This window comes from Photobacterium kishitanii (genome assembly GCF_000613045.3).
GTDB lineage: Bacteria > Pseudomonadota > Gammaproteobacteria > Enterobacterales > Vibrionaceae > Photobacterium > Photobacterium kishitanii.
Genome location: NZ_LN794352.1, coordinates 547251 through 573026, shown reverse-complemented (window position 1 = coordinate 573026; position 25776 = coordinate 547251). Strand labels below are relative to the sequence as shown.

Below are 25776 nucleotides of genomic sequence, written 5' to 3'. Positions count from 1 at the left end.
GTGAAAAACATTGTTATTTTTGGTGCTACTTCAACAATTGCCCAACACGTTGCGCGGCTACATGCCAATGACGGTGATAACTTATATTTACTTGCTCGTGATCAACAAAAACTATCGATTATTGCTCAAGACTTACAGATCCGTGGTGCTCAATCTGTATCAACCGCTCTATTTGCTGCTGAAAAGATCACCTCTCACCATCAACTTATCAATGATATCTTTAAATATTTTAACCATATTGATTGTATCTTTATTGCTCATGGCAGTTTATCAAATCAAGCCGAATGTCAATCTTCAGCCTCACAAACACTACAACAACTCACAATCAACGCAAGTAGTATAATCTCCATCTTAACCCCGATCGCGAATAAGATGGAAAAACAACAAGACGGTAATATCACCGTGATCAGCAGCGTGGCTGGAGATAGAGGACGCCAATCTAACTATGTTTATGGAGCGGCTAAAAGTTTAGTTTCCACCTTCTTACAAGGGCTAGCGCAACGATTATCCAAATCAAATGTTCATGTACTAGATATAAAGCCCGGTTTTGTCGATACTCAAATGACTACCGAATTGACCAAAAGTATCTTATGGTCATCGCCTGAATATGTTGCCAAAATCATAAAAAAACGCATTGAATCAAAATCCTTATTTTCTTACGTACCTTGGTTCTGGTTTATCATCATGGCTATTATTAAGTCCATTCCGACTAAGCTCTTTAATCGGAGTCGCTTATGAGCAAACTACAAACTGGGCTGGCTTTATGTTTTTCAGGGCTTTTTTTTATAATCAGTTTACTGTTTATTCATCCTGCTGAAGATGCTGTAATTCTCTATGAATATTCAAACACCTTAGCGAATACTGGTGTCATCTCATACGGTAATATAGGCACTCCAATTGAAGGAGCAACTGATTTTCTATGGATGGTCGCAATAAGCTTATTTCATCTTGTCGGTATAAATGAGTACACGGCATCATTAATGATTAGCTCATTATCACTCTATTTACTTATAAAATTACTCTGTAAACATAATCATTTATTTTTCATTCTCATCGCAATGACTATTACGTCATTTATTTATTCTGCAGCATTTGGGTTTAGTAGTATTGTTTTTTCAACTATATATCTATATTGCTTACAGTTTTATTTACAAAAAAAATATAAAAACATGCACTTATGTATACTGCTGCTATGCTTATTTAGGCCTGATGGTGTGGTGTGGGGAGCATCTTTAGTATTACTTTATCAATTTGAAAATAGGTTTTCTTTGAGTAAAGAGCGTCTATTAGTCAGTTTAAAATATTTAATTATACCCGGTGGGGTTTATTTTTTATGGCGAATGTATTATTTCAACGAGCTATTACCATTACCTTTTTATATTAAGCAACACGGAATAAAAGAACTCCTACTATTTTCATATTCATCATTAAAAGATGTGGCAATAGTTGCTATCCCGATGCTTATTGTTATAAGCATGTCAAAAAATAAAGCTACAATCATTCTTATAACAATTATACCTATTTTATTTTATTCATCGATGATGTTATCTCAGAATATAGGCAATCGTTTTATCGCCCCATTATTCTTTGGCGTCTTATATTTATTAAATAAGGAAGGAAATATAAAGAAGTATATCTATGTACTTTTTGTTTCCATCCTATCCGCGGCTATAACTCATAGAGTAATCAATCAAATTATCTATTCTAAAAATGAAAATATCTTCGCTTTATCCAAAAACCTAAATGGTATCAATGGCCGCATGCTCGTTACTGAATCAGGACGTTTAGCATATTATAGTGACTGGACCGTTCATGATAGCTGGGGATTAAATACTCCTCAGTTTTCAAAAAAGCTCATCCAGCCTATAGATATAAAAAATGGAAATTATGACCTCATTGTTTCTCATTGTTATATGGATAAAATAAAAAACAGCATCCAGGAAAAAAGATCATGGAATAATCAATGCACTAATATATTAATAGCGATAAAAGAAATGAATTATAATATGTATCTAGTTCCTTTCTATACCAATAGTGGTAGTTTACTCTATAAGTTCAAACAGCTAATTTCCCCACCTAAAACCAATTGTAATAGATATGATATATATTCAATCAACCCACGTTCAGAAAAATATCAAGCAATAAAAACAGTACTGTTACAGCATCAAGCAATCATTTATAACGACACTTTGAACTTTAAAGGTGGGGATACACTTTGCTTCTAAAGCTGAATATATCCTATCTAATGGTAGCCATTGATATACAAAAAACCCAGCGCAAAGGCTGGGTTGATATCTATTATTTATATAACGGTAATAAATAATGCGTTAATTAAAAAGCATCACCGTCTTCAACATCTGCTTTTACTGCATCTTTTTCATCAGTTTCAACTACAGCTGGTGATAATAGTAAATCACGTAATTTCTTTTCGATCTCAGTTGCAATCTCAGGATTTTCAACTAGGTATTTACAAGAGTTTGCTTTACCTTGACCAATTTTATTACCTTGGTAACTATACCAAGCACCCGCTTTTTCAACTAATTTATGCTTCACACCAAGATCAATTAATTCACCGTTACGGTTAAAACCTTGGCCATACAAAATTTGAGTTTCCGCTTGTTTAAACGGTGCCGCAATTTTATTTTTAACGACTTTAATACGGGTTTCGTTACCAACAACTTCATCGCCTTCTTTGATAGCGCCAGTACGACGAATATCAAGACGAACAGAAGCATAAAACTTTAATGCATTACCACCAGTCGTGGTTTCTGGGTTACCAAACATCACACCAATCTTCATACGAATTTGGTTAATGAAGATACACATACAGTTAGATTGCTTAAGGTTACCAGTTAATTTACGCATTGCTTGCGACAGCATACGAGCTTGAAGACCCATATGGGAATCACCCATTTCACCTTCAATTTCAGCTTTTGGTGTTAGAGCAGCCACTGAATCGACAACGATAACATCTACAGCACCTGAACGAGCTAATGCATCAACAATTTCTAATGCTTGCTCACCAGTATCTGGTTGAGAAACAAGAAGTTGATTAATATCAACACCCAGTTTTTCTGCATAAATTGGATCGAGTGCGTGTTCTGCATCAATAAATGCACACGTCTTACCTGCTTTTTGAGCCGCGGCAATAGTTTCTAGTGTTAGGGTTGTTTTACCTGATGATTCTGGACCATAGATTTCTACGATACGTCCCATTGGTAAACCACCAGCACCTAATGCTATATCAAGTGATAATGAGCCGGTTGAGATAGTTTCGATATCCATAGTACGGTTATCGCCCAATTTCATAATTGAACCTTTACCGAACTGCTTCTCAATCTGGCCTAACGCTGCGGCAAGAGCCTTTTGCTTATTATCGTCCATTCGACTCTCCAACGGATGCTAAAATAAAGTTACTTAACTGGGTATGAGACTTAGTATACTGTCTATTCATACAGTGTCTAGTTCTGGTTTAATTTTTTTTGTTAAATACATTTTTTTAAGGATTAGATCACTCTTCTATCACACTCTTTACGCGTTCAATCAACCCTGAGAGCGCTTCAGCTATTGCTTGTTGTCTTACTTGTTGGCGTGAACCACTAAATAAACAGCTACGTGTTTGTTGCCAACCTGTCGCATCAGCCCAAGCAAACCATACTGTTCCGACGGGTTTTTCGTCACTGCCACCATCAGGACCAGCAATACCACTGATCGCGACACTAATATCTGCTCGAGAAGCCGCTAAAGCACCACAGGCCATTTCAAATACCACCGCCTCACTTACTGCACCGAATTCAACCAAAGCTTGATCGGTAACACTGAGCATCTGTTTCTTTGCTTCATTGCTATAAGTAATAAAAGCACGATTAAACCATACTGAGCTTCCCGGAATATCAGTAATAGCAAACGAAACACCACCACCAGTACAAGATTCTGCAGTGGTTACTACCCACTGTTTAGCCTTTAATGCTTGACCGAGTTCATCAGCCAACTGTTCGATATCTACCATGAGTGCCTCCAAGCCTGTTATTACTTTCTGTGTTTAATATATTGAAACGCTGGCATTAACTTTACGCCTGTTAATCACCATTGCAAAGATGATAAAAAAAGTCCAATGGCTACTTTGCCCGATCCGCTGATTCACGTATCCTTAGGGCTCATTATTTTTGGTCGAGCTACCTTAAGTGGCCGACGTCGAACCAGCAAGAGTAGGCAATATCGTGACGATAAAAGGCTTAGAAAAACATACTCCTATGATGCAGCAGTTCCTTCGGATCAAAGCTGAAAACCCTGATATTCTATTGTTCTACCGCATGGGCGACTTCTATGAGATGTTTTTTGATGATGCCAAGCGAGCTTCACAACTACTTGATATCTCTCTGACAAAACGTGGCGCGACCAATGGTGAACCCATTCCAATGGCTGGTGTGCCTTACCATGCCGTAGAGGGCTACCTAGCTAAATTAGTTCAGCAAGGGGTATCCGTTGCAATCTGTGAACAGATCGGCGATCCCGCTACCAGCAAAGGCCCTGTTGAACGCAAAGTTGTGCGTATCGTAACTCCAGGTACAGTCAGTGATGAAGCCTTGCTTAATGAACGTCGTGATAACTTAATTGCGGCGATTTATACCGCAAATAATAAATTTGGCTACGCAACACTTGATATTACCTCGGGTCGTTTCATGTTAACCGAGCCTAATACCGAAGAAGAAATGCAGGCCGAACTACAACGTACTAGCCCGGCTGAATTGCTTTACCCTGAAGATTTCACCTCTTTACATTTAGTTGAACCGTTTAAGGGTAAACGTCGTCGTCCTATTTGGGAATTTGAACTAGAAACCGCACGCCAACAACTGACGTTGCAATTTGGTACGCGTGATTTAGTCGGCTTTGGGGTTGAAAAAGCGAACCTTGGCTTATGTGCTGCGGGTTGTTTGATGCAATATGTCAAAGATACTCAGCGCACTGCACTACCTCATATTCGCGCGATCACGCTTGATACTCAAGATCACGCCGTTATTTTAGATGCCGCGACTCGCCGTAATTTAGAGTTAACCCAAAATTTAGCCGGTGGTTTTGATAACACTCTTGCTGCTGTATTAGATCATACCGCGACCCCAATGGGTAGCCGCTTACTTAAACGCTGGTTACACCAACCCATTCGCGATCAACACCAATTAAATGGTCGTTTAGATGCGATTGAAGCCTTTAAAGATAGCGGAATGTTTGTTGATGCTGCTGGTGTGCTGCGTCATATGGGTGATTTAGAGCGTATTCTAGCGCGATTAGCTTTACGTTCTGCTCGACCACGTGATTTAGCCCGTATGCGTACTGCAATGCAATATTTGCCTGAACTGGCACAATTATTAGCAGAGATTCCACAGGCTCGTATTGGCGAGTTAGCCCAACATTCAGCGCCAATGGATGATCTGTGCCAATTGCTTGAGCACGCAATTATTGAAAACCCACCGGTGATTATTCGTGATGGTGGCGTATTAGCACCAGGCTATAATGCCGAATTGGATGAATGGCGTGATTTAGCCGATGGCGCTAAACAATATTTAACCGACCTTGAAACCCGTGAGCGTGAACGTCACGACATTGATAGTCTGAAAGTTGGCTTTAATCAGGTTCATGGTTTCTTTATTCAAGTCAGTCGAGGCCAAAGTCACTTAGTTCCGGATCACTATATTCGTCGCCAAACATTAAAAAATGCTGAGCGCTATATTATTCCTGAATTAAAAGAACACGAAGATAAAGTGCTAAATTCAAAATCAAAAGCTTTAGCACTTGAGAAAAAACTGTGGGAGGAACTGTTTGATCAACTGTTACCTCACTTAGAACGACTACAGTTAGCGGCAAGTGCATTATCAGAATTAGATGTATTAGCCAACTTAGCCGAACGTGCTGACAGCTTAAACTACTGTCGTCCACAATTGACCACCACCACCGGCATTAATATTACCGCTGGTCGTCATCCTGTGGTTGAGCAAGTGTTAAGTGAACCATTTATCGCCAACCCAATTGCATTACATCAAGATCGTCGTATGTTGATTATTACGGGCCCTAATATGGGCGGTAAATCGACCTATATGCGTCAAACGGCTTTAATCGCATTACTGGCACATGTGGGCTCATTTGTGCCAGCGGAAGCCGTTACCATTGGTCCTCTAGATCGTATTTTCACCCGTATTGGAGCATCCGATGATCTCGCCTCTGGCCGCTCAACCTTTATGGTAGAAATGACAGAAACGGCCAATATTCTCCACAATGCCACTAAGCACAGTCTAGTGTTAATGGATGAAATTGGTCGTGGCACCAGTACCTATGATGGTTTATCTCTGGCTTGGGCAAGTGCGGAATGGCTAGCAGATAAAATTGCCGCAATGACACTGTTTGCAACCCATTATTTTGAATTGACCGAGTTACCATCATTACTCTCTGGTTTAGCAAATGTTCATCTTGATGCGGTTGAACACGGCGACAATATTGCCTTTATGCATAGCGTTCAAGAAGGAGCTGCGAGTAAATCGTATGGTTTAGCCGTTGCTAGCCTTGCTGGTGTACCTAAGGCTGTTATTAAACGCGCTAAAATAAAGCTCAAGCAATTAGAAGCACTTGGTCATCAAAAAGCCCAACAACCAACTATTGCAGGACAACCGCCACGCGAAGAACATCAGCTGAGCTTGATTCCAGAGCCAAGTGAAGTCGAAGAAGCACTGGCAAATGTTAACCCTGATGAGTTAACCCCTCGCCAAGCATTAGATGAGCTATATCGTCTTAAAGCGTTATTGCAGTAATAGTTAGCAACGCATACTTCATTTGAAGCACATAAAAAAAGGACGCCTTAGCGTCCTTTTTTATTCAATGCGATTGATATTTGCTTGCGTAAAAGTAAGTTCAAAAAAAGACCGCGAGCATTGATATTCAAGCTTACATTTCTTGATTAAATAACGATTCAATACTTAACCCTTGATGAGTCAACATATCGCGTAAACGGCGTAGACCTTCAACTTGAATTTGACGTACCCGCTCACGAGTTAAACCAATTTCACGTCCAACATCTTCTAATGTCGATGCCTCATAACCTAATAAGCCAAATCGACGTGCCAGCACTTCTCGCTGCTTAGGATTAAGATCTTGAAGCCAATCAACAATCGAGTTCTTAATATCATCATCTTGAGTCGATGTTTCCGGGCTACCGCCTTTTTCATCTGGAATAATGTCTAACAATGCCTTGTCAGAATCACCACCGATAGGGTTATCGACCGAACTTACGCGCTCATTAAGGCGCAGCATGCGATTGACATCATCAACCGATTTTTCAAGTTGCAGCGCAATATCTTCAGCGGTTGGCTCATGATCGAGTTTTTGGGCTAATTCACGTGCGGTACGTAAATAAACATTAAGCTCTTTGACAACATGGATCGGTAACCGAATCGTTCGAGTCTGATTCATGATCGCTCGCTCAATGGTTTGACGAATCCACCATGTCGCATAAGTCGAAAAACGAAAGCCACGTTCAGGATCAAATTTTTCAACCGCACGAATAAGCCCTAAATTGCCTTCTTCAACCAGATCAAGTAAAGCTAAACCACGATTACTATAACGACGTGATATTTTGACCACTAAACGGAGATTACTTTCTATCATCCGTTTACGAGAGACTTCATCGCCACGTAACGCGCGCCGTGCATACAACACTTCTTCTTCAGCGGTGAGTAACGGAGAATATCCAATTTCACCAAGGTAAAGTTGAGTTGCATCAAGTGCTTTAGCACTAGTCTCATATTTGGAGATATCAGCACCTTCTGTCGATGCTGACGTATCAGAATTATTATCAGTTGGCACCACTAAACTATTAAGTTCAATGCTGTCATCTAATGTCAATGATTCAAGTTTTTTGGCTGTGCTGCTTCTACTCATAGCGCCTCCCAGATGGCGAGTTAAAGACATTACAACGTCATGATGTCATTTCTAATTTATACGTTTCTCTCTATTTTTATTATGGCTTGCTACTTAGGAAGAAAGCGCATTGGATCAACTGACTTACCTTTATAGCGAATTTCAAAGTGCAACCTAACGCTTGATGCACCAGAACTACCCATAGTAGCGATTTCCTGGCCAGCTTTAACTGATTGTTGTTCTTTAACCAAGATTTTATCGTTATGCGCATAAGCACTAAGATAATCTTCACTGTGTTTGATGATCACTAAGTTACCGTATCCTCGTAACGCATCACCAGCATAAACCACTTTACCAGCAGCTGTTGCTCGAATAGGTGTGCCGCGAGCAGCTGTAATATCAATACCTTTATTGCCATTATCAGCGTTAGAGAACCCTGTAATCACTTTACCTTTCACCGGCCAAGACCAGCCTGAACTTGAAACTTGTGCTGTCGGTTTAGTTACTGGTTTAGCTGGCGCTTTAGTTACCGACTTGGTTGTTACAGGTTTGTTAACTTTTGAATTTCCAGAGTACTCTTTTGCTTCTTGCTTCGCAACTGGTTTGTTGGTTGTTTTTTGTGCAGCAGGTTTGACGACAACGGCAGGTTGTACTGGTTTAGTTACGGTCTGGGTTACCGTTTTAGTTGCCGATGGAGCTACCAGTGGCGTTACCACTACATTATTTGTTCGTGTCGGTGCGGTGGCTTGACTATCTGAAGTTGGAATAGCTAACGTTTGTCCTGGATAAATCGTATAAGGATAAGGCAAACGGTTTAGCTTCACGATATCTTTAACATCGCGGCCCGTCATATAAGAAATAAAATACAGCGTATCGCCTTTTTGAACGGTGTAGTAGCGGCCATGGAAGCTACCACGTTGTAATTGTGAATAATCTTTAGCAAGATTTGAAACAGGAGCAGGCGTATGACTACTACATGCAGACAGCAGAACGACACAGGTTACTGCTAGCACAGAAGGTTGAATTATTTTTTTTATCATACGCTCAATACTCATGGTTTACGCCAAATCTCCAGCCACTAACGGCACAAATTTAACAGGTTCGATATCCGTTTCAATAAACTGCTCACCATTGCGAACAATCAATCTTAACACTTGTTCAGAATAACCTACGGGTAATATTAATCGACCGCCATCGGCAAGTTGGTTTAATAGGCTCTGGGGAACCTCACTTGGCGCAGCGGTAACAATAATAGCATCAAATGGGCCTTTACTTTCCCAGCCCTGCCATCCATCACCATGTTTGGTTGAAATATTATACAATTCTAATTGCTTAAACCGTCGTTTAGCTTGCCATTGCAAGCCTTTAATTCGCTCAACAGAATAAACATGATCAACTAATTGTGCTAACACTGAAGCCTGATAACCAGATCCAGTACCAATTTCTAGCACGGATGATTGCGGGGTTAACTTTAATAACGACGTCATTTTAGCGACAATATACGGCTGTGAAATCGTCTGACCACTACCAATAGGTAACGCATTATTCTCATAAGCTTGATAAGAAAATGCTTCATCAACGAAAAATTCGCGTGGGATTGTTGCGATAGCGCGCAATACCCGTTGATCCGTAATTCCTCTACTTACTAATAACGCAATTAAGTTATCAACTTGGCTCTGATAACGCATAGTTATCGGATCTCCACAGCATGCATCCAGCTTTCTAACCCGGCTATTGCATCATGCGCAGTCAGGTCGACTTGCAACGGAGTAATCGAAACCTCTCCGTGTTCAATCGCAAAAAAATCAGTTCCCTCAGCAGCATCTTGTGTGTCACCAGGAGGACCTAACCAATACAAGGGATTACCACGAGGATCGGTTTTTTTAATCATGCTGACAGCTCGATGCCGAGCGCCTAAACGGGTTGTTTTCCAACCCTTTAATTGCTCAAAAGGCACATCGGGAACATTAACATTAATAATCTTCTGAGTAGATAATGGCTGCATGACCATTTTTTCAATCAGAATTTTTACCACTTGGGCTGCCGTTTCAAAATGAGTGTCACCCACTAATGAAACCGCTATCGCAGGCACACCTAAAAAATAGCCTTCAGTTGCAGCAGCAACAGTGCCAGAATACAGCACGTCATCACCTAAATTGGCACCATGATTAATGCCTGCCACTACAATATCAGGTTGCTCATCTAACCATTCAGTTAGTGCAAAGTGGACACAATCAACCGGTGTACCTTGGACTGCTACCCTGTTATTACTTTGCTGACGAATACGTAGTGGGTAATCAATAGTTAACGAATTAGACGCTCCTGATCGATTACGATCAGGAGCTACGACTATTACCTCACCCAAGTCAGCTAAGACCTGAGCTAACGTATTTATGCCCTCAGCAAAAATACCATCATCATTGCTGATCAGTATTCTCATCATTCATACCTTCTGATTCTAGCGGCATGATCAACTCACGCACTACCGAAGTCGCAAAACTGCCAGCAGGTAAAGCAAAAGAAAGGATCACACCGTTATCATCAAACTGCCATTGCATATTCTGTGGCAATAAAAGTAATGGACGACGATCATGACGCATACGGTTATCACGTACCAATGCCACTAACGCAGGTTCTTGCTCAACAATCGCAAGTTCAAATGCTTGCGCATCAGCAGTTGTTGGTAAGGCATTATCACCCAGTAATGGGCCAGTAATTAACACCTCACCTTGCATAACTTGCTGTTGCAATTCTGGCGTAATAGTATCGACAATAAACGTGCGCTCATCACCAGCAGCTTGCAGGCAATCGCCTAACATAATTTCACGGGTAAGGTTTTGCTCAATACGAGCTGACAATACTTGGTTAAACATCCATGAACGTGCTGCCGATAAATAAAAACTACGCTTGCTCTTATCACGAACACGGAATTCATTATTACCCCAAGCACGCGCTTTAACGACATTATTACCACCATGCCCAAAACGTTGTTGACCAAAGTAGTTCGCAACGCCTTGCTGTTTAACTAACTCTAAACGCTCAGCTAACACTTGTGGCTGATCTAAATCAGTTAAACGCAATTGGAACCAGTTACCTTGTAGATCTCCTGGGCGTAATTTTTTGTCATGGCGAGTCGTTTCAAGGATCTCAATACCTGGATGTTCTGCTTCAAACTGCGTTAAATCAGGATCGGCTTTACCCGGTAAATGAACACTTATCCATTGCTCAGTCACTGCGTGGCGATCTTTAAGACCAGCCCAGCTAACATCACGTGATTTAACGCCACAAGCTTTGGCTAATTCATTAACAACATATTTAGTGTTTTCACCCGTTTTACGAACTTTAACCATCAAGTGTTCGCCAGTACCACTAAAGGTAAAACCTAACTGCTCATTAACGATAAAATCTTGGGGATTTGCCTTAATACTTCCTTGGCAAATTGGCTGCTCATGAAGCCATTTAAAACAATCCATTACGTTTGCTGAGGTGTTATTTGTCGACATGGTGTGATTATACCTTTTTAATTAAAACAACTGCTTCACAGGCAATACCTTCTTTACGTCCCGTAAAACCTAAACGTTCAGAAGTGGTTGCTTTAACATTAATGTTAGTTATATCTGTTTCAAGATCTTCAGCAATTGCTTGGCACATAGCGTCAATATAAGGCGCCATTTTCGGTGCTTGAGCAATAATAGTGACGTCTACATTACCAAGGCAATAACCTGCAGTTTTAACCTTGTTATAAACATCACGCAGTAAGAATCGACTATCCGCTCCAGCCCATTCAGCATCTGTATCAGGGAAGTGACGGCCAATATCACCGGCACCAATTGCCCCTAATAACGCATCGCATACAGCATGCAACGCAACATCACCATCAGAATGTGCTATTAAGCCTTGTTCATAAGGAACCGCAACACCACCAATAATAACCGGACCGGTACCACCAAATTTATGCACATCAAACCCATGACCAATACGCATTAATGTTGTTCCTTTAATAAAAGTTGTAAATAAAATTCAGCTAAAGCCAAATCTTCTGGCTGTGTCACCTTGAGGTTATCGCTGCGCCCTGCTACCAGCAGTGGCGTATAACCACAAAACTCTAGTGCTGATGCTTCATCAGTAATCGTCGCACCTTGTGCTAATGCCGCAGTTAATGCATCACGTAATTGCCCTACCCGAAACATTTGCGGTGTCAGCGCATGCCATAAGTTTTCACGATCTACCGTATGACTAATCTGAGGCTGAGTTAACGTATTCTGGCCGCGCTTCATCGTATCGCGCACAGGTGCAGCTAAAATTGCGCCATATTCACTACTAACAGCAGCAGTAATCAATGCTTGTAAATCAGTTTGACGGACACAGGGGCGTGCTGCATCATGCACCAACACCCACGCATTATCATTGTCAATCGCAGCTAAACCGGCAAACACTGAATCAGCCCGTTCAGCACCACCATCAACGACGGTAATTCGTGGATCAGTCGCTAACGGTAACAATGGGAAATAAGGATCATCAGCACTAATTGCAATCACTACCCGTGTAATCTCAGCTAAGCTCAACAGCCGATCAACGGTATGCTCTAAAATGGTTTTACCTGCAATATGAAGATATTGCTTTGGACGATCGGCAGCCATTCGACTCCCCACTCCTGCCGCAGGTACTACGGCAATAAATTCTTTAGCTATCATCCGCTTTATCACTCACAACAAAAAACGCGAATCCTTAGTTATTATCACCCAGAACTCGAACAAAGGTTTCACCGGGTTTAATTAAACCTAAATCATTACGCGCGCGTTCTTCTACTGCTTCTTTACCACCGTGAAGATCTTTAATTTCCGCATACATTTGTTGGTTTCGTTGTTGTAATTCAGTATTAGCAGCTTGTTGCAACGCAACGCTTTCTTTTACTGCGGTATACTCATTCATACCGTTTTTACCATCCCAGAAATCGTACTGCAGCCATGCTAAAACCACTAGCAGGATAATGATAAACAGACGCATGGTTCCCCTTCAAAATCAGCCTAAATGTCAATGCCAACAATATACATGCCAATCAGCCACTGATTGTGAGTAATTGGAATACATACTGTGGAGGAGTAATAATCCCATAATCAGCTTATTGTGACCACTATTATGGTCATAGAGTTGGTACTGTGCTAATTGCGTGTCATTTTTGCTGATAAATCAAACAAAAAACCATTTATTTAGCGATATTTGTAGCACTACTATTTTTTACTAAAAAAAAACCGCCTCCTAAGAGACGGTTCGATTTAGGCTAATTGAGCAAGCTCAATTATAGGCTTAAAAGAATTAAGCTTGGCCTTTAACTTCTTTAAGACCGTTAAAGATAGCACGCTCACCTAGTGCTTCTTCGATACGGATAAGTTGGTTGTACTTAGCAACACGGTCAGAACGGCTCATAGAACCAGTTTTGATTTGGCCTGCAGCAGTACCTACCGCTAGATCAGCGATAGTTGCGTCTTCTGTCTCGCCTGAACGGTGAGAGATAACTGCAGTGTAACCAGCATCTTTAGCCATCTTGATACAAGCTAGTGTTTCAGTTAGAGAACCGATTTGGTTAAGCTTGATAAGGATTGAGTTAGTGATACCTTTCTCAATACCTTCAGCAAAGATCTTAGTGTTTGTAACGAATAGATCGTCACCTACTAGTTGAATTTTATCACCTAGTAGTTCAGTTTGGTGCTTGAAGCCAGCCCAATCTGATTCGTCTAGACCATCTTCGATAGAAACGATAGCTGGGAACTTATCAACAAGATCTTTAAGGAAGAAGTTAAACTCTTCTGAAGTGAATTGCTTACCTTCACCTTTAAGGTCGTAGATACCTTGTTCTTTGTTGTAGAACTCAGAAGCAGCACAGTCCATAGCTAGAGTAATATCTGTACCTAGCTCGTAACCTGCAGCTTCAACAGCTTCTTTGATTGCTTTAAGAGCCGCTTCGTTTGACTCAAGGTTTGGTGCGAAACCACCTTCATCACCAACTGCAGTGCTCATGCCCTTAGACTTAAGAACTTTAGCTAGGCTGTGGAATACTTCAGAACCCATACGTACAGCTTCACGAAGAGACTTAGCACCTACTGGCTGAATCATGAACTCTTGAATATCAACAGTGTTATCTGCGTGCTCACCACCATTGATGATGTTCATCATAGGTAGAGGCATAGAGAACTGACCAGCAGTACCGTTTAGCTCAGCAATGTGCTCGTATAAAGGCATGCCTTTAGATGCAGCAGCAGCTTTAGCGTTAGCTAGAGAAACAGCTAGGATTGCGTTAGCACCAAAGTTAGATTTGTTTTCAGTACCATCAAGGTCGATCATAAGTTGGTCGATTGCAGCTTGATCAGTCGCGTCTTTACCCATAAGTACTTCAGCGATTGGACCGTTTGCAGCAGCAACAGCTTTAAGAACACCTTTACCTAGGAAACGAGATTTGTCGCCATCACGTAGCTCAAGAGCTTCACGAGAACCCGTAGAAGCACCAGACGGTGCAGCAGCCATACCAACGAAACCACCTTCTAGGTGAACTTCAGCTTCAATTGTTGGGTTGCCACGTGAGTCAATGATTTCACGAGCTAGAACTTTAACGATCTTAGACATTGTGTTTCCTCTGCTTTATCTTCAAATTAAAAGCGAAATAAAATAGCTGCAGCGATAACTGCTACAGCTATCAGTAATCCTTACTTATCAGATTCACCGCGGTGGTGTGCACCAGCTGCTTTTACAAAACCTTCAAATAATGGGTGACCATCACGAGGTGTTGAAGTGAATTCTGGGTGGAACTGTGCAGCAACGAACCAAGGATGATTCGGAATTTCAATAATTTCAACTAGCTTCTTATCAGCAGATAAACCTGATACTTTTAGACCAGCTTTCTCTAACTTAGGTAGCAAGTTGTTATTAACTTCGTAACGGTGACGGTGACGCTCATGGATTGACGCTTGTGCGTACAATTCACGTGCTTTTGAACCTTCTTGAAGATGACATAACTGAGAACCAAGGCGCATAGTACCGCCTAGATCAGATTTTTCAGTACGCTCTTCTACGTTACCTTCGCCATCAACCCACTCAGTGATTAAACCAACTACTGGGTGTTTAGTTTCAGCGTTAAATTCAGTTGAATGTGCATCCGCCATGTTTGCTACATTACGAGCAAACTCAATTAATGCGACTTGCATACCCAAACAAATACCTAAATAAGGGATTTTGTTTTCACGTGCATATTGAGCCGTCAGAATCTTACCTTCGATACCACGATGACCAAAGCCACCAGGTACTAGGATAGCATCAAGATCTGCAAGTACTTCAGTACCTTTAGACTCAACATCTTGAGAATCGATGTATTTAATTTGTACTGAAATACGATTTTTCAAACCAGCGTGCTTAAGCGCTTCGTTGACTGACTTATATGCGTCAGGTAATTCAATGTACTTACCAACCATACCGATAGTGACTTCAGCAGTAGGGTTAGCTTCTTCGTAAATAACTTGTTCCCACTCAGATAAGTCAGCTTCTGGTGCAGTAATACCAAAACGCTTACATACCAAGTCATCAAGGCCTTGTGCCTTAATAAGCTGTGGAATTTTGTAGATTGAATCTACATCTTTCATTGAGATAACCGCTTTTTCTTGCACATTACAGAACAACGCAATTTTTGCGCGCTCATTAGCAGGAATAACACGATCACTACGGCAAACCAAAATATCTGGTTGAATACCGATAGAAAGTAATTCTTTCACTGAGTGTTGAGTTGGCTTAGTTTTAACTTCACCAGCAGCAGCTAGGTAAGGAACTAATGTCAAGTGCATAAACATGGTGTTTTCACGACCTTGTTGAACTGCAAGCTGACGAATAGCTTCCATAAATGGTAGTGATTCAATATCACCTACTGTGCCACCGACTTCAACAATCGCGATATCATGACCCGCAGCACCTGCAATCACACGATCTTTAATTTCGTTCGTGATATGTGGAATAACCTGAATCGTTGCACCTAGGTAATCACCACGACGCTCTTTGCGTAATACGTCAGCGTACACACGACCAGCAGTAAAGTTATTACGCTTTGTCATTTTGGTACGAATAAAACGTTCGTAGTGACCTAAGTCAAGATCAGTCTCTGCACCGTCTTCCGTAACGAATACTTCACCATGCTGAGTTGGGCTCATTGTGCCTGGATCAACGTTAATGTAAGGGTCTAATTTCATCATGGTCACATTCAGACCACGCGCTTCTAGAATAGCTGCCAAAGATGCTGCAGCAATGCCTTTACCTAGAGAGGATACTACTCCGCCCGTAACAAAAATATAATTCGTTGTCATGTTAAACCTGGAAGATTGGTGTAGAGGATAAAGTGTATCTGGACGGGAAATTAGTATACCAGACACCATTTATCGCCACAACGTGAAAACTATCACACACCCCTAAGATTTTTTTTGTCTCAAATCAAGGAAGTGATATGCGCCGTGTTTTCACCCCATTTCACTACTTTTAGCCACTAAGTCACTATACCTTTATAGCATAACAATTCTAGATGGGAATAATTATTTTTTACATTCATGCTGTTTTACTCTATCCCATTCAAGATCTAGCTCAGTTAGTGAACATTGGCTTAAAGACTTACCTTGTTCTAGCACATTTTTTTCAACTTGGCGAAAACGTCGCTCAAATTTTTTATTTGCTTGTTGCAGTGCATGTTCGGGCTTTACATTGAGATGACGACTTAAATTTACCACCGAAAATAGCAAATCGCCCATTTCTTCAGCGATCTTATGTTGCTGCTGTGGCGTTTGAATGACTTCTGCCATCACTTCATCTAACTCTTCTGTGACTTTATCAACCACCGGTCCCAACGTATCCCAATCAAAACCTTGACTCGCACAGCGTTGTTGAATTTTATGGGCTCGACTAAGTGCAGGTAATGCCAGCGGAATATTCGCTAACAAACTGTCATCTTGCGCTTTTTTAGCACGCTCTTTTGCTTTTTCAGCTTCCCAATTTTGTTTTACAGCGGCTTCATCGGCAAATTCAGTATCACCAAAAACATGCGGATGACGACGCGTTAGCTTCTCACTGATACCAGCAACCACATCATTAAAATCAAACAAGCCCTGTTCTGTCGCGAGTTGACTATAAAAGACTACTTGAAATAATAGATCGCCGAGTTCTTCTTTAACATCAGTCCAGTTTTTTTGCTCAATCGCATCAGCAACTTCATAAGCTTCCTCAATGGTATAAGGTACGATTGAATCAAAATCTTGTTTTAAATCCCATGGACAACCAGCTTGGGGATCCCGTAACTGGGCCATTATTGCCAATAACTTATCGATATCAACTGTGGTTTTATTGCTCATCATTATCTCCCGAAATAAAAAAATAGGTAGCCGAAGCTACCTATTTCTATGTTCGATATTATCTATCACAACTAACCGTATAAACGCTTAGCTTGTGCAACATCTTTTACTTGTTCAATTCGGTTTAAAACTCGACCTAATACTTCGAGATCGGTTAACTCCAGTTCAAAGTCCATAATCGACATTTGCTTTTTATAATCAACTCGACTCTTCATGCCCGCCACTTTGACTTTCTCGTTCATCAAAGTATTGGTTAACTCTTTAAGCAAGCCATTACGCTCTGAAGCAGTGACGCGAACGGTAATAGTATAGTTCCCAATAAAACCGCCTCCCCAAACAGTATCAATGATACGCTCAGGTGCATGATGACGCAGCTCTTCTAACTGCTCACAATCATGACGATGGACAGAAATACCACGGCCTTGGGTCACAAAGCCTTGAATATCATCCCCAGGAATAGGCTGACAACAACGCGCTAAGTGGGTCATTAAGTTATCAACCCCTTCCACTACAACTGAATCACGTTGTGGTTTCTTCGCCGTATGTGAGGCTTTATCACTCGCTTCAGACAACTTATTTAACAGTTGCTGATCTTCTTCTTCCGCAGTGGGCTTATTAATCAAAGCATTAATGTGATTAATAATTTGGTTTATACGTAAATCACCACTACCAATACCGGCATATAACTCTTCAGGCGAATTAACATTAAAACGTTTACTCGCGTAAGAATGCGCATCTTTTAGTGTCGCATGGATCTTACTTAGCTCAGCTTCAAGGATTTCTTTACCTGCAATAATATTTTTATCGCGATCCTGTTTACGGAACCACGCATGTACTTTGGCACGAGCACGGCTTGAGGTCACAAAACCTTGATTTGGATTTAACCAATCACGTGAAGGATTTGGCTCTTTTTGAGTGATAATCTCAACCTGATCCCCCATTTGTAAATGGTAAGTAAATGGCACAATTCTGCCTTCTACTTTCGCACCAATACAGCGATGGCCAACCTCTGAGTGAATATGGTAAGCAAAATCTAACGGGGTCGCATTTGATGGTAAATCAACTACGTCACCTTTAGGCGTAAACGCATACACACGATCATCAAACACTTGGCTACGAAGCTCATCGAGCATTTCGCCAGAATCTGACATCTCTTCTTGCCAAACGAGTAACTTACGCAACCAGTTTATTTTTTCATCATACGCCGACTGAGCGCCGCCAGAAGCCGCTGGGCCTTCCTTATATTTCCAGTGTGCTGCAACCCCTAATTCAGATTCTTCGTGCATTTGCTTAGTACGAATTTGAATCTCAATGGTTTTACCTTCAGGACCAAGCACTACGGTGTGGATTGATTGATAGCCATTAGGTTTAGGGTTAGCAACATAATCATCAAACTCTTTCGGTAAATGACGATATTTAGTGTGCACCACCCCTAAAGCGGCATAACAATCTTGCAATTCTTCGGCAACAATACGTACTGCACGCACATCAAAGAGCTCATCAAACTCTAAGCTCTTCTTCTGCATTTTGCGCCAAATACTATAAATATGCTTTGGTCGACCTTGCACTTCAGCACGAATATTTGATGCTTTCATCGCATCAGATAAGTCATCAACAAAGTGGGTAATATAGCCTTCACGATCAATTCGACGTTCTGAAAGCTGTTTCGCTATTTGCTTGTACACCTCAGGATGTTGATAACGGAAGGCATAATCTTCAATTTCCCATTTCAACTGTCCAATACCAAGCCGATTGGCTAAGGGTGCATAAATATTGGCACATTCTTGCGCAGCAACTCGACGTACAGCATCCGGCTCATTTTTAACTTCACGTAAATTACAAATTCGCTCAGCCAACTTAATGACGACACAACGGAAGTCATCAACCATCGATAACAACATGCGACGAATGCTATCAACTTGCGCTGATTGTGCCGCCTCTTCCGCAGTCGATTTAAGTTGGCTAATAGCGTACATCTGCTCAACACCTTGCACTAGATGCAAAATATTACCGTTGTAGTCTTCTTTTACTTGTTCATGGCTATAACAACCCGCTTCAACTAATGGATATAGCATTGCCGATATTAGCGTATCGGTATCCATGCTTAACGTCACCAGAATCTCAACCATTTCACGACCGCGCCATAACAGCAACGAACCGTTCTCTTGATCAACAACTAGCTCCTGACAACGCAGATAAGTTCCTTCTAAACGTCCAAACGTTTTTGCATCCAAACGTAAACTTTCAACCCATGAGGCAAGCTCAAACGTCGTGTTTTCTTTTAGATGTGCTCCGCGTACTGCGACCATGTCTCTGTCCTGTTTGCTATTTAATGGCAATATCTGTAATTGCTGTAGCTATTTTTTCTGCTTTTTTTGAACCTTTACAAATAGTGCCATCGATTCTAAATGCCCAGTATGTGGAAACATATCCAACATACCAAGATGCCCTAACCGGTAACCTTGTTGTAGTAATACTTGACTGTCACGAGCCAGTGTTGCTGGATTACACGAAACATAAACCACTTTATTAGGCGCCAGCTTAACCACGTGATCCATCACTCCAGCAGCACCTGCACGTGCAGGGTCTAATAAGATTTTATCAAATTGCTCTTGTGCCCACACTAATTTCGTAACGTCTTGTTCTAAATTAGCCTGATAAAAAGTGGCATTATATTGGTTGTTTGCCTGAGCATTGTCTGTTGCGCGTAAAACCATATCATCAATACCCTCCACGCCAACCACGGCTTTAGCGCGCTTGGCGAGCGGTAAACTAAAGTTACCTAAGCCACAGAATAAATCTAATACCCTATCCTGAGGCTGAACATCTAACCATTCGATAGCTTGTGCGACCATTTTAGCGTTTACATCACCATTAACCTGAATAAAATCTTTCGGTGAAAAAGTCAGCTTCAAACCATCAACCTCATAATATGGTTGGTCACCATAAGTCTGGATTAGTTCATCAGTTTCTGGCGCTAAAAACAGCATTACATTATGTTTAACAGCAAACGCTTGAATTAAAGCACTGTCATCGGCATTAAAAGGCGCTAAATGGCGAATCAACACCACGCAGCCATTATCAGCATTAGTCAATTCAAGGTGACCAATGAATCGACGCCCTTTTAAGCTTTGTAATAAATCGCGTAATGGCGGCAATAAATCATTCAATGGTTGTGCTAATACTGGGCACACGTTGACATCAACAATGTCATTACTTTGCTTTTTGCGGAAACCAAACTGTAACTGACCATTATTTTCAACCCGCACCGCAAAACGTGCACAGCGACGATAATGTAACGATTCACTGATGATCGGTGGTTGTTGAACGCAATCAGCTTGATCAACAACGGCGAACTTTGCCATCAGTTCACTTAGCACTTGTTGCTTTGCGATAACTTGGCCTTGATGAGATAAATGCTGCAAATTACAACCGCCACACTGGTCATAGATCGCACAATGGGGTTTAATACGGGCATTACTGTCTGAAAGGCGTTTAATTACTCTAGCACGAGCGTAATTTTTTTTATCTTCCGTTAACTGCACCACTGCGGTTTCAGTGGGAAGTAACCCATCCACAAAGATAGATTTACCGTTTAAGTGACCAATACCAGCGCCCTGGTGATCTAAGCGGTCAATAGTGATTTCTTTATGTTTGGTGTCAGTTTTACGTTTTTGAGGCTTAAAAAAGCGTGCCATAGTGTTTTGCTCACCGTTCAGACATTGAGTATTTGTTGCATATCCCTGTTTTATTTAAACTAGGAATATAGATAGGTACTAATTCTCCCACAGAATCGCTTGCTTGTAATTAAGAGAACCATGACCAAATATGGACTTCGTGCCAGGGTCTTTACCCTGACATTAGCACCAACACTGATAATCGGCCTGTTATTGAGCGCTTTTTTTACCATGAGCCGCTATCAAGATCTTGAGCATCAATTGATTTCGACTGGCACGAGTATTATTGAGCCATTAGCGATTTCAGCTGAATATGGTATGACCGAAAAAAATCGGGAGGCTATTCGCCGTCTGATTGGTTACACCCACCGTAAGCATTCCGATATTATTCGTAGCATTGCGGTATTCACTGATCACAATAAAATTTTTGCGACCTCTAATTTCCATCGCAACTTTGCCTCATTTATGTATCCCGATGATAAGCCGATTCCACGCTTACTCGACACACAACTTAACGATAACACCCTAATTCTCCGCACCCCTATTTTGACTGAAGGCCAATTTGGTACCAATACCAGTGCCAGTTCATTAGGTAAACCATTAGGTTATATTGCGATAGAGCTCGATTTAAGTTCATTGCGACTGCAACAATACCAAGAAGTTTTCACGGCATTAATGGTGCTATTACTCGGCTTAAGTTTATCTTCACTGTTTGCCTACCGTTTGATGCAAGATGTTACTCGCCCTATTTCCCATATGATCAGTGTCGTTGACAGGATCCGTCGGGGTCATCTTGATATCCGTATTGAAGGTCAACTTTTAGGTGAACTTGATACCCTTAAAAACGGCATCAACGCGATGGCTATCTCGTTGTCTGAATATCACATTGAAATGCAACAAAGTATTGATCAGGCAACTTCGGATTTACGTGAAACCCTTGAGCAACTTGAAATTCAAAACGTAGAATTAGATATTGCTAAAAAACGCGCTCAAGAAGCGGCGCGAGTTAAATCTGAATTCTTAGCCAATATGTCACATGAACTACGGACACCACTTAATGGTGTGATTGGCTTCACCCGTCAAATGCTCAAAACTAAACTTAATTCCAACCAACAAGATTATCTGCTGACGATTGAAAACTCAGCCAATAATCTTCTAACCATCATCAATGATATTTTGGACTTCTCAAAATTAGAAGCTGGTAAATTATTACTGGAAAATATTCCATTTGATTTCACCGATGCGCTTGATGATGTGATGCGCTTACTTGCTCCAAGTGCGCATGAAAAAGGCTTGGAGTTAACCCTTAAAATAGATACCCGTATTCCACCGGGCTTAATTGGCGATCCACTTCGAATTCAGCAAGTAGTAACCAACTTAATTGGTAATGCAGTAAAGTTCACTGAAACAGGTAATATTGATGTTTCTGTCGAGCTTAAATCTGAACATGAAAATAATATTGAATTGCAATTTATGGTGCGTGATACCGGTATTGGTATTTCAGAGCGCCAGCAAGCACAATTATTCCAAGCCTTCAGTCAAGCTGATGCCAGTATCTCACGCCGTTATGGTGGTACTGGCTTAGGATTAGTGATCACGCAGAAGTTGGTAAGCCAAATGGGTGGCCAAGTAAGCCTTACCAGTCGCCTCCATCAAGGTTCAACTTTCTGGTTTAGCATTCACATGAACAAAACCGATTTACCAGTATCACAGCTAATCGATACCTCATCATTAACCGGTAAAAAATTGCTACTAATTGAACCCAACATGCAAGCGGCCTCTGTCGTACAGCAACGGTTAATTAATGCCGGTGTGCATGTGACCTACCGTTCTACCATGCCAGATGATGTCGAACACCATGACTTTGCGCTATTGTGTTTATCGCCAAGCGAACAACCACCAACAGCAGTGTTGTTTGATCATGTATTTAAAGCCGAACAGATGGCTGATAAGGTACTGGTTTGCCTACCAACAACTGAACTCGCATTATCTGAAAAACTCGCCAATACTGGGGTTGATATCTGTCTTGGAAAACCAATTGCCTCACGTAAATTATTTGAAGCTTTATGCGATAACAGTGATGACAATAGTGAACCGGAACTGCCAGTACTCGCCACACCGCAGGAGCCAATTCAACCATTAACTGTGATGGCGGTCGATGATAATCCAGCCAACCTAAAGTTAATTTCTGCGCTATTAGGCGAGCGTGTTGAAACCGTCATTACCGCCACTGGTGGTAAAAAAGCAGTCGAATATGCTCATCATAAAGCCTTTGATTTAATCTTTATGGATATTCAAATGCCAGAAATGGATGGCGTTACTGCTTGCCAAGAAATACACAAAACTACCCTTAACCACAATACACCGATAATTGCTGTCACTGCCCATGCAATGGCTGGCGAACGTGAACGACTGATCAATGCCGGTATGGATGATTACCTTACCAAACCAATTGAAGAACATATTCTGCAGCAAATTCTGGCAAAGTGGATCACGCCGACCGATCATAACGGGGTGGTATTAACTGCACCACAAACCGTGGCGATCAACGAGACACCACCACAGAACGTGGCCCCAACCATCGATAATAGCATTAGCTTTGATTGGTCATTAGCACTCAAACAGGCAGCAGGTAAACAAGATCTTGCCCGTGATATGTTGCAGATGTTACTGGATTACATGCCAGAGGTAGAATTATTAGTCAATGAAGCCTTAGATGGAAAGTCTGTCGAATTATGGCCATCAATCCACAAACTACATGGTAGCTGTGCTTACAGTGGTGTACCGCGTCTGAAATACCTTTGTCACACCATTGAAACTGAATTAAAAGCCAATGCAATGATGGTTGATATTGAACCTGAACTGCTAGAGTTAATTGATGAAATGGATAATGTTGTTAAGGCTTCAAAGCAATATCGCCATTAATGACCACCGTTTTAACCATAAAAAAAGCGCGAGCCTTATCAGCTCGCGCTTTTTTATATTATCGATGATATTAACTTTCAATGATCACCGTTGCGACGGCATAACGACGCTCATCGGCAATAGTAAGATGTACATGCTGGCCACCGATTGCAGTCAGCAATGCTAATGCTTGACCGGAGAAGGTAACCAATGGTTTACCGCGAACATCATTAGTAACACTAAAGTCTTGAAAAGAGACGCCGCACGCAATCCCAGTCCCTAACGCTTTAGAGGCTGCCTCTTTAACCGCAAATCGTTTGGCGACAAAGCGGGCTCGTAATTTTAAACCATAATATTGTTCGAGTTCAGAGGCTGATAACACTCGCTCGGCAAAGCCATCGCCTGTACGAGCAAGTACTTTTTCAATCCGTTCAATTTCAACGATATCAGTCCCTAAACCTAAAATAGCCATTAGCCACGCGCTTCCTGCATCAATAAACGCATATCCGCTACCGCTTTTTCAAGACCATCAAACATTGCTCGTCCCATAATAGAATGACCAATATTGAGCTCATACAGCTCAGGTAATGCCGCAATAGCCTTAACGTTATGGTAGGTTAAACCATGACCAGCATTAACTTTAATTCCAAGGCTTGCAGCATAAGTTGCAGCAACGGCAATTTTTTCAAGTTCAGCCGCTTGTACTTCTTCAGTAGTTGCATCTGCATAATGACCAGTATGCAATTCAATAAACGGGGCACCAGTCACTAGTGCTGCATCAATCTGGCGCTTGTCTGCATCAATAAACAGTGACACTTTAATCCCTGCAGCGGCTAGTTTAGCCGTTGCTGCTTTGATTTTTTCACATTGGCCCGCCACATCCAAGCCACCTTCAGTTGTCAGCTCAGCCCGTTTTTCTGGTACTAAACATACATATTCAGGTTGGGTCTCTAAAGCAATTGCGACCATTTCATCAGTAACCGCCATTTCTAGATTCATTCGCGTCTGCAATGTTTCTCGTAAAATTCGAACATCACGATCATTAATATGACGACGATCTTCACGTAAATGAACCGTGATACCATCAGCACCTGCGCGCTCAGCTACTTCTGCAGCATGAACGGGATCAGGATACCGTGTACCGCGGGCATTACGTAATGTTGCAATATGGTCGATATTGACGCCGAGTAGAATGTTGCTCATTTTCCGATACTCCTTGCTCGTGGGATAAACAATTCCCGACTTTTTAATGGCTTTGAACCAAGATACGGCTTTAAGGCTATCCGTGTAAAGCGTTTCGCCGCCCGAAGTTGGGCGGGCGTTTCAAAACACCTCGCTGCAATGGCTTTTAATTCATCACCACGAAAAGTAAGTTGAGTTATTTTTATAGAGGCAATAAACCCTAACTGTTCGCGGTAATTGTAAGTCATATGATCATCGACAGCTAAGCCACTACCGGCACAATGAAGAAAGTCGATACCATAGCCAAGATGGTGTAATAAGGCGAGTTCAAAACGGCGCAATGCTGGCTCTGGATTATCCGCTTGTGCAAGCTCACGTAACACATTCAAATAATCAAGAAACAACACCGGATAAGGGGTATGATTTTCTAATACCCGCGCTAAAACTTCATTAACGTACATCGCGGAATATAAAATATAACTGCGCAACGGCAGTCCAATACTGATAGGTTCGGCATGAGTGAGAACGGGCATGCTACCTTTACCACTCCATTTCATAAATAATGGCGTGAATGGCTGCAAGGTTCCTCGAAGATTAGAACGCTTACGTCGCGCTCCTTTTGCAAGTAGGGTAAGACGGCCATAATCCTCGCTAAACACATCAAGGATCAGGCTCGTCTCACTATAATGACGATAATGAAGGACGAAACAACGCTGTAGGCCCTCCATTACTTT

At 41.5% G+C, this 25776-nt stretch carries 22 protein-coding genes; 4 read left to right on the top strand and 18 right to left on the bottom strand.

The window, feature by feature from the left end; genetic code table 11:
• Positions 1 to 738 carry an SDR family oxidoreductase gene (locus PPBDW_RS02960; RefSeq protein ID WP_036793339.1) on the top strand — a complete coding sequence of 246 codons (738 nt, stop codon included), beginning with the start codon at positions 1 to 3 and terminating at the stop codon, positions 736 to 738.
• Positions 735 to 2225 carry a hypothetical protein gene (locus tag PPBDW_RS02955; protein WP_036793338.1) on the top strand — a complete coding sequence of 497 codons (1491 nt, stop codon included), beginning with the start codon at positions 735 to 737 and terminating at the stop codon, positions 2223 to 2225. Before PPBDW_RS02960 ends, PPBDW_RS02955 begins: the two co-directional genes overlap by 4 nt.
• Before the next feature lie 106 nt (positions 2226 to 2331).
• On the opposite strand, the gene recA is transcribed toward PPBDW_RS02955, so the two are convergent.
• Together recA and pncC are read right to left on the bottom strand one after the other, a co-directional pair.
• A complete protein-coding gene (gene recA, locus PPBDW_RS02950) occupies positions 2332 to 3384 on the bottom strand; it encodes a recombinase RecA (protein WP_036793337.1) in 1053 nt (350 codons plus the stop codon).
• 127 nt (positions 3385 to 3511) lie between these two features.
• Positions 3512 to 4009: a nicotinamide-nucleotide amidase gene (pncC, locus tag PPBDW_RS02945; RefSeq protein ID WP_036793336.1), complete on the bottom strand. Its 498-nt coding sequence runs from the start codon at positions 4007 to 4009 to the stop codon at positions 3512 to 3514.
• 211 nt (positions 4010 to 4220) lie between these two features.
• Between pncC and mutS the strand changes: the two genes are divergently transcribed.
• Positions 4221 to 6800 (top strand): DNA mismatch repair protein MutS, encoded by a 2580-nt coding sequence (mutS, locus tag PPBDW_RS02940; RefSeq protein WP_036793335.1) that lies wholly within the window; start codon positions 4221 to 4223, stop codon positions 6798 to 6800.
• A 133-nt stretch (positions 6801 to 6933) separates the two neighbouring features.
• Here the strand turns inward: mutS and rpoS are convergent, their stop codons facing one another.
• From rpoS to rlmD, 13 genes are all read right to left on the bottom strand, one after another.
• The gene (gene rpoS, locus PPBDW_RS02935) at positions 6934 to 7926 is read right to left on the bottom strand and encodes an RNA polymerase sigma factor RpoS (RefSeq protein ID WP_036793334.1); all 993 of its coding nucleotides are present in this window, start codon (positions 7924 to 7926) and stop codon (positions 6934 to 6936) included.
• A gap of 89 nt (positions 7927 to 8015) precedes the next feature.
• Entirely contained in the window at positions 8016 to 8945 is a 930-nt protein-coding gene (locus tag PPBDW_RS02930; RefSeq protein WP_181950647.1) for a peptidoglycan DD-metalloendopeptidase family protein, read from the bottom strand.
• 18 nt (positions 8946 to 8963) lie between these two features.
• The gene (locus tag PPBDW_RS02925) at positions 8964 to 9593 is read right to left on the bottom strand and encodes a protein-L-isoaspartate(D-aspartate) O-methyltransferase (RefSeq protein ID WP_036793333.1); all 630 of its coding nucleotides are present in this window, start codon (positions 9591 to 9593) and stop codon (positions 8964 to 8966) included.
• Between the two features lie 2 nt (positions 9594 to 9595).
• A complete protein-coding gene (gene surE / locus PPBDW_RS02920; protein ID WP_036793332.1) occupies positions 9596 to 10345 on the bottom strand; it encodes a 5'/3'-nucleotidase SurE in 750 nt (249 codons plus the stop codon).
• Positions 10323 to 11378, bottom strand: coding sequence for a tRNA pseudouridine(13) synthase TruD (truD, locus tag PPBDW_RS02915; protein WP_036796226.1), 1056 nt, complete (start codon positions 11376 to 11378; stop codon positions 10323 to 10325). The genes surE and truD overlap by 23 nt, the downstream gene beginning before the upstream one ends.
• Positions 11379 to 11415: 37 nt before the next feature.
• Complete coding sequence (ispF, locus tag PPBDW_RS02910; protein ID WP_036793331.1) at positions 11416 to 11889, bottom strand: 2-C-methyl-D-erythritol 2,4-cyclodiphosphate synthase; 474 nt, start codon at positions 11887 to 11889, stop codon at positions 11416 to 11418.
• Entirely contained in the window at positions 11889 to 12599 is a 711-nt protein-coding gene (gene ispD / locus PPBDW_RS02905; protein ID WP_036793330.1) for a 2-C-methyl-D-erythritol 4-phosphate cytidylyltransferase, read from the bottom strand. Before ispD ends, ispF begins: the two co-directional genes overlap by 1 nt.
• Before the next feature lie 34 nt (positions 12600 to 12633).
• On the bottom strand, positions 12634 to 12912 hold the full coding sequence (gene ftsB / locus PPBDW_RS02900; RefSeq protein WP_036793329.1) for a cell division protein FtsB: 279 nt from the start codon (positions 12910 to 12912) through the stop codon (positions 12634 to 12636).
• Between the two features lie 309 nt (positions 12913 to 13221).
• Positions 13222 to 14526 carry a phosphopyruvate hydratase gene (gene eno / locus PPBDW_RS02895; protein WP_036793328.1) on the bottom strand — a complete coding sequence of 435 codons (1305 nt, stop codon included), beginning with the start codon at positions 14524 to 14526 and terminating at the stop codon, positions 13222 to 13224.
• An 80-nt stretch (positions 14527 to 14606) separates the two neighbouring features.
• On the bottom strand, positions 14607 to 16247 hold the full coding sequence (locus tag PPBDW_RS02890; protein ID WP_036793327.1) for a CTP synthase: 1641 nt from the start codon (positions 16245 to 16247) through the stop codon (positions 14607 to 14609).
• A 222-nt stretch (positions 16248 to 16469) separates the two neighbouring features.
• Positions 16470 to 17279 (bottom strand): nucleoside triphosphate pyrophosphohydrolase, encoded by an 810-nt coding sequence (mazG, locus tag PPBDW_RS02885; protein WP_036793326.1) that lies wholly within the window; start codon positions 17277 to 17279, stop codon positions 16470 to 16472.
• A 71-nt stretch (positions 17280 to 17350) separates the two neighbouring features.
• Complete coding sequence (gene relA, locus PPBDW_RS02880; protein WP_036793325.1) at positions 17351 to 19588, bottom strand: GTP diphosphokinase; 2238 nt, start codon at positions 19586 to 19588, stop codon at positions 17351 to 17353.
• Positions 19589 to 19636: 48 nt separating this feature from the next.
• On the bottom strand, positions 19637 to 20977 hold the full coding sequence (gene rlmD, locus PPBDW_RS02875) for a 23S rRNA (uracil(1939)-C(5))-methyltransferase RlmD (RefSeq protein WP_036793324.1): 1341 nt from the start codon (positions 20975 to 20977) through the stop codon (positions 19637 to 19639).
• 120 nt (positions 20978 to 21097) lie between these two features.
• Here rlmD and barA point away from each other — a divergent pair, with 120 nt between their 5' ends.
• Entirely contained in the window at positions 21098 to 23881 is a 2784-nt protein-coding gene (gene barA, locus PPBDW_RS02870) for a two-component sensor histidine kinase BarA (RefSeq protein WP_036793323.1), read from the top strand.
• Between the two features lie 70 nt (positions 23882 to 23951).
• On the opposite strand, the gene acpS is transcribed toward barA, so the two are convergent.
• Genes acpS through recO form a run of 3 tightly spaced genes read right to left on the bottom strand, consistent with a single transcriptional unit; the run spans position 23952 to position 25770 of the window.
• Positions 23952 to 24332 carry a holo-ACP synthase gene (gene acpS / locus PPBDW_RS02865; protein WP_036793322.1) on the bottom strand — a complete coding sequence of 127 codons (381 nt, stop codon included), beginning with the start codon at positions 24330 to 24332 and terminating at the stop codon, positions 23952 to 23954.
• Positions 24332 to 25063 carry a pyridoxine 5'-phosphate synthase gene (gene pdxJ, locus PPBDW_RS02860; protein ID WP_036793321.1) on the bottom strand — a complete coding sequence of 244 codons (732 nt, stop codon included), beginning with the start codon at positions 25061 to 25063 and terminating at the stop codon, positions 24332 to 24334. Before pdxJ ends, acpS begins: the two co-directional genes overlap by 1 nt.
• Complete coding sequence (recO, locus tag PPBDW_RS02855; protein WP_036793320.1) at positions 25060 to 25770, bottom strand: DNA repair protein RecO; 711 nt, start codon at positions 25768 to 25770, stop codon at positions 25060 to 25062. Before recO ends, pdxJ begins: the two co-directional genes overlap by 4 nt.
• Positions 25771 to 25776 lie beyond the last annotated feature (6 nt).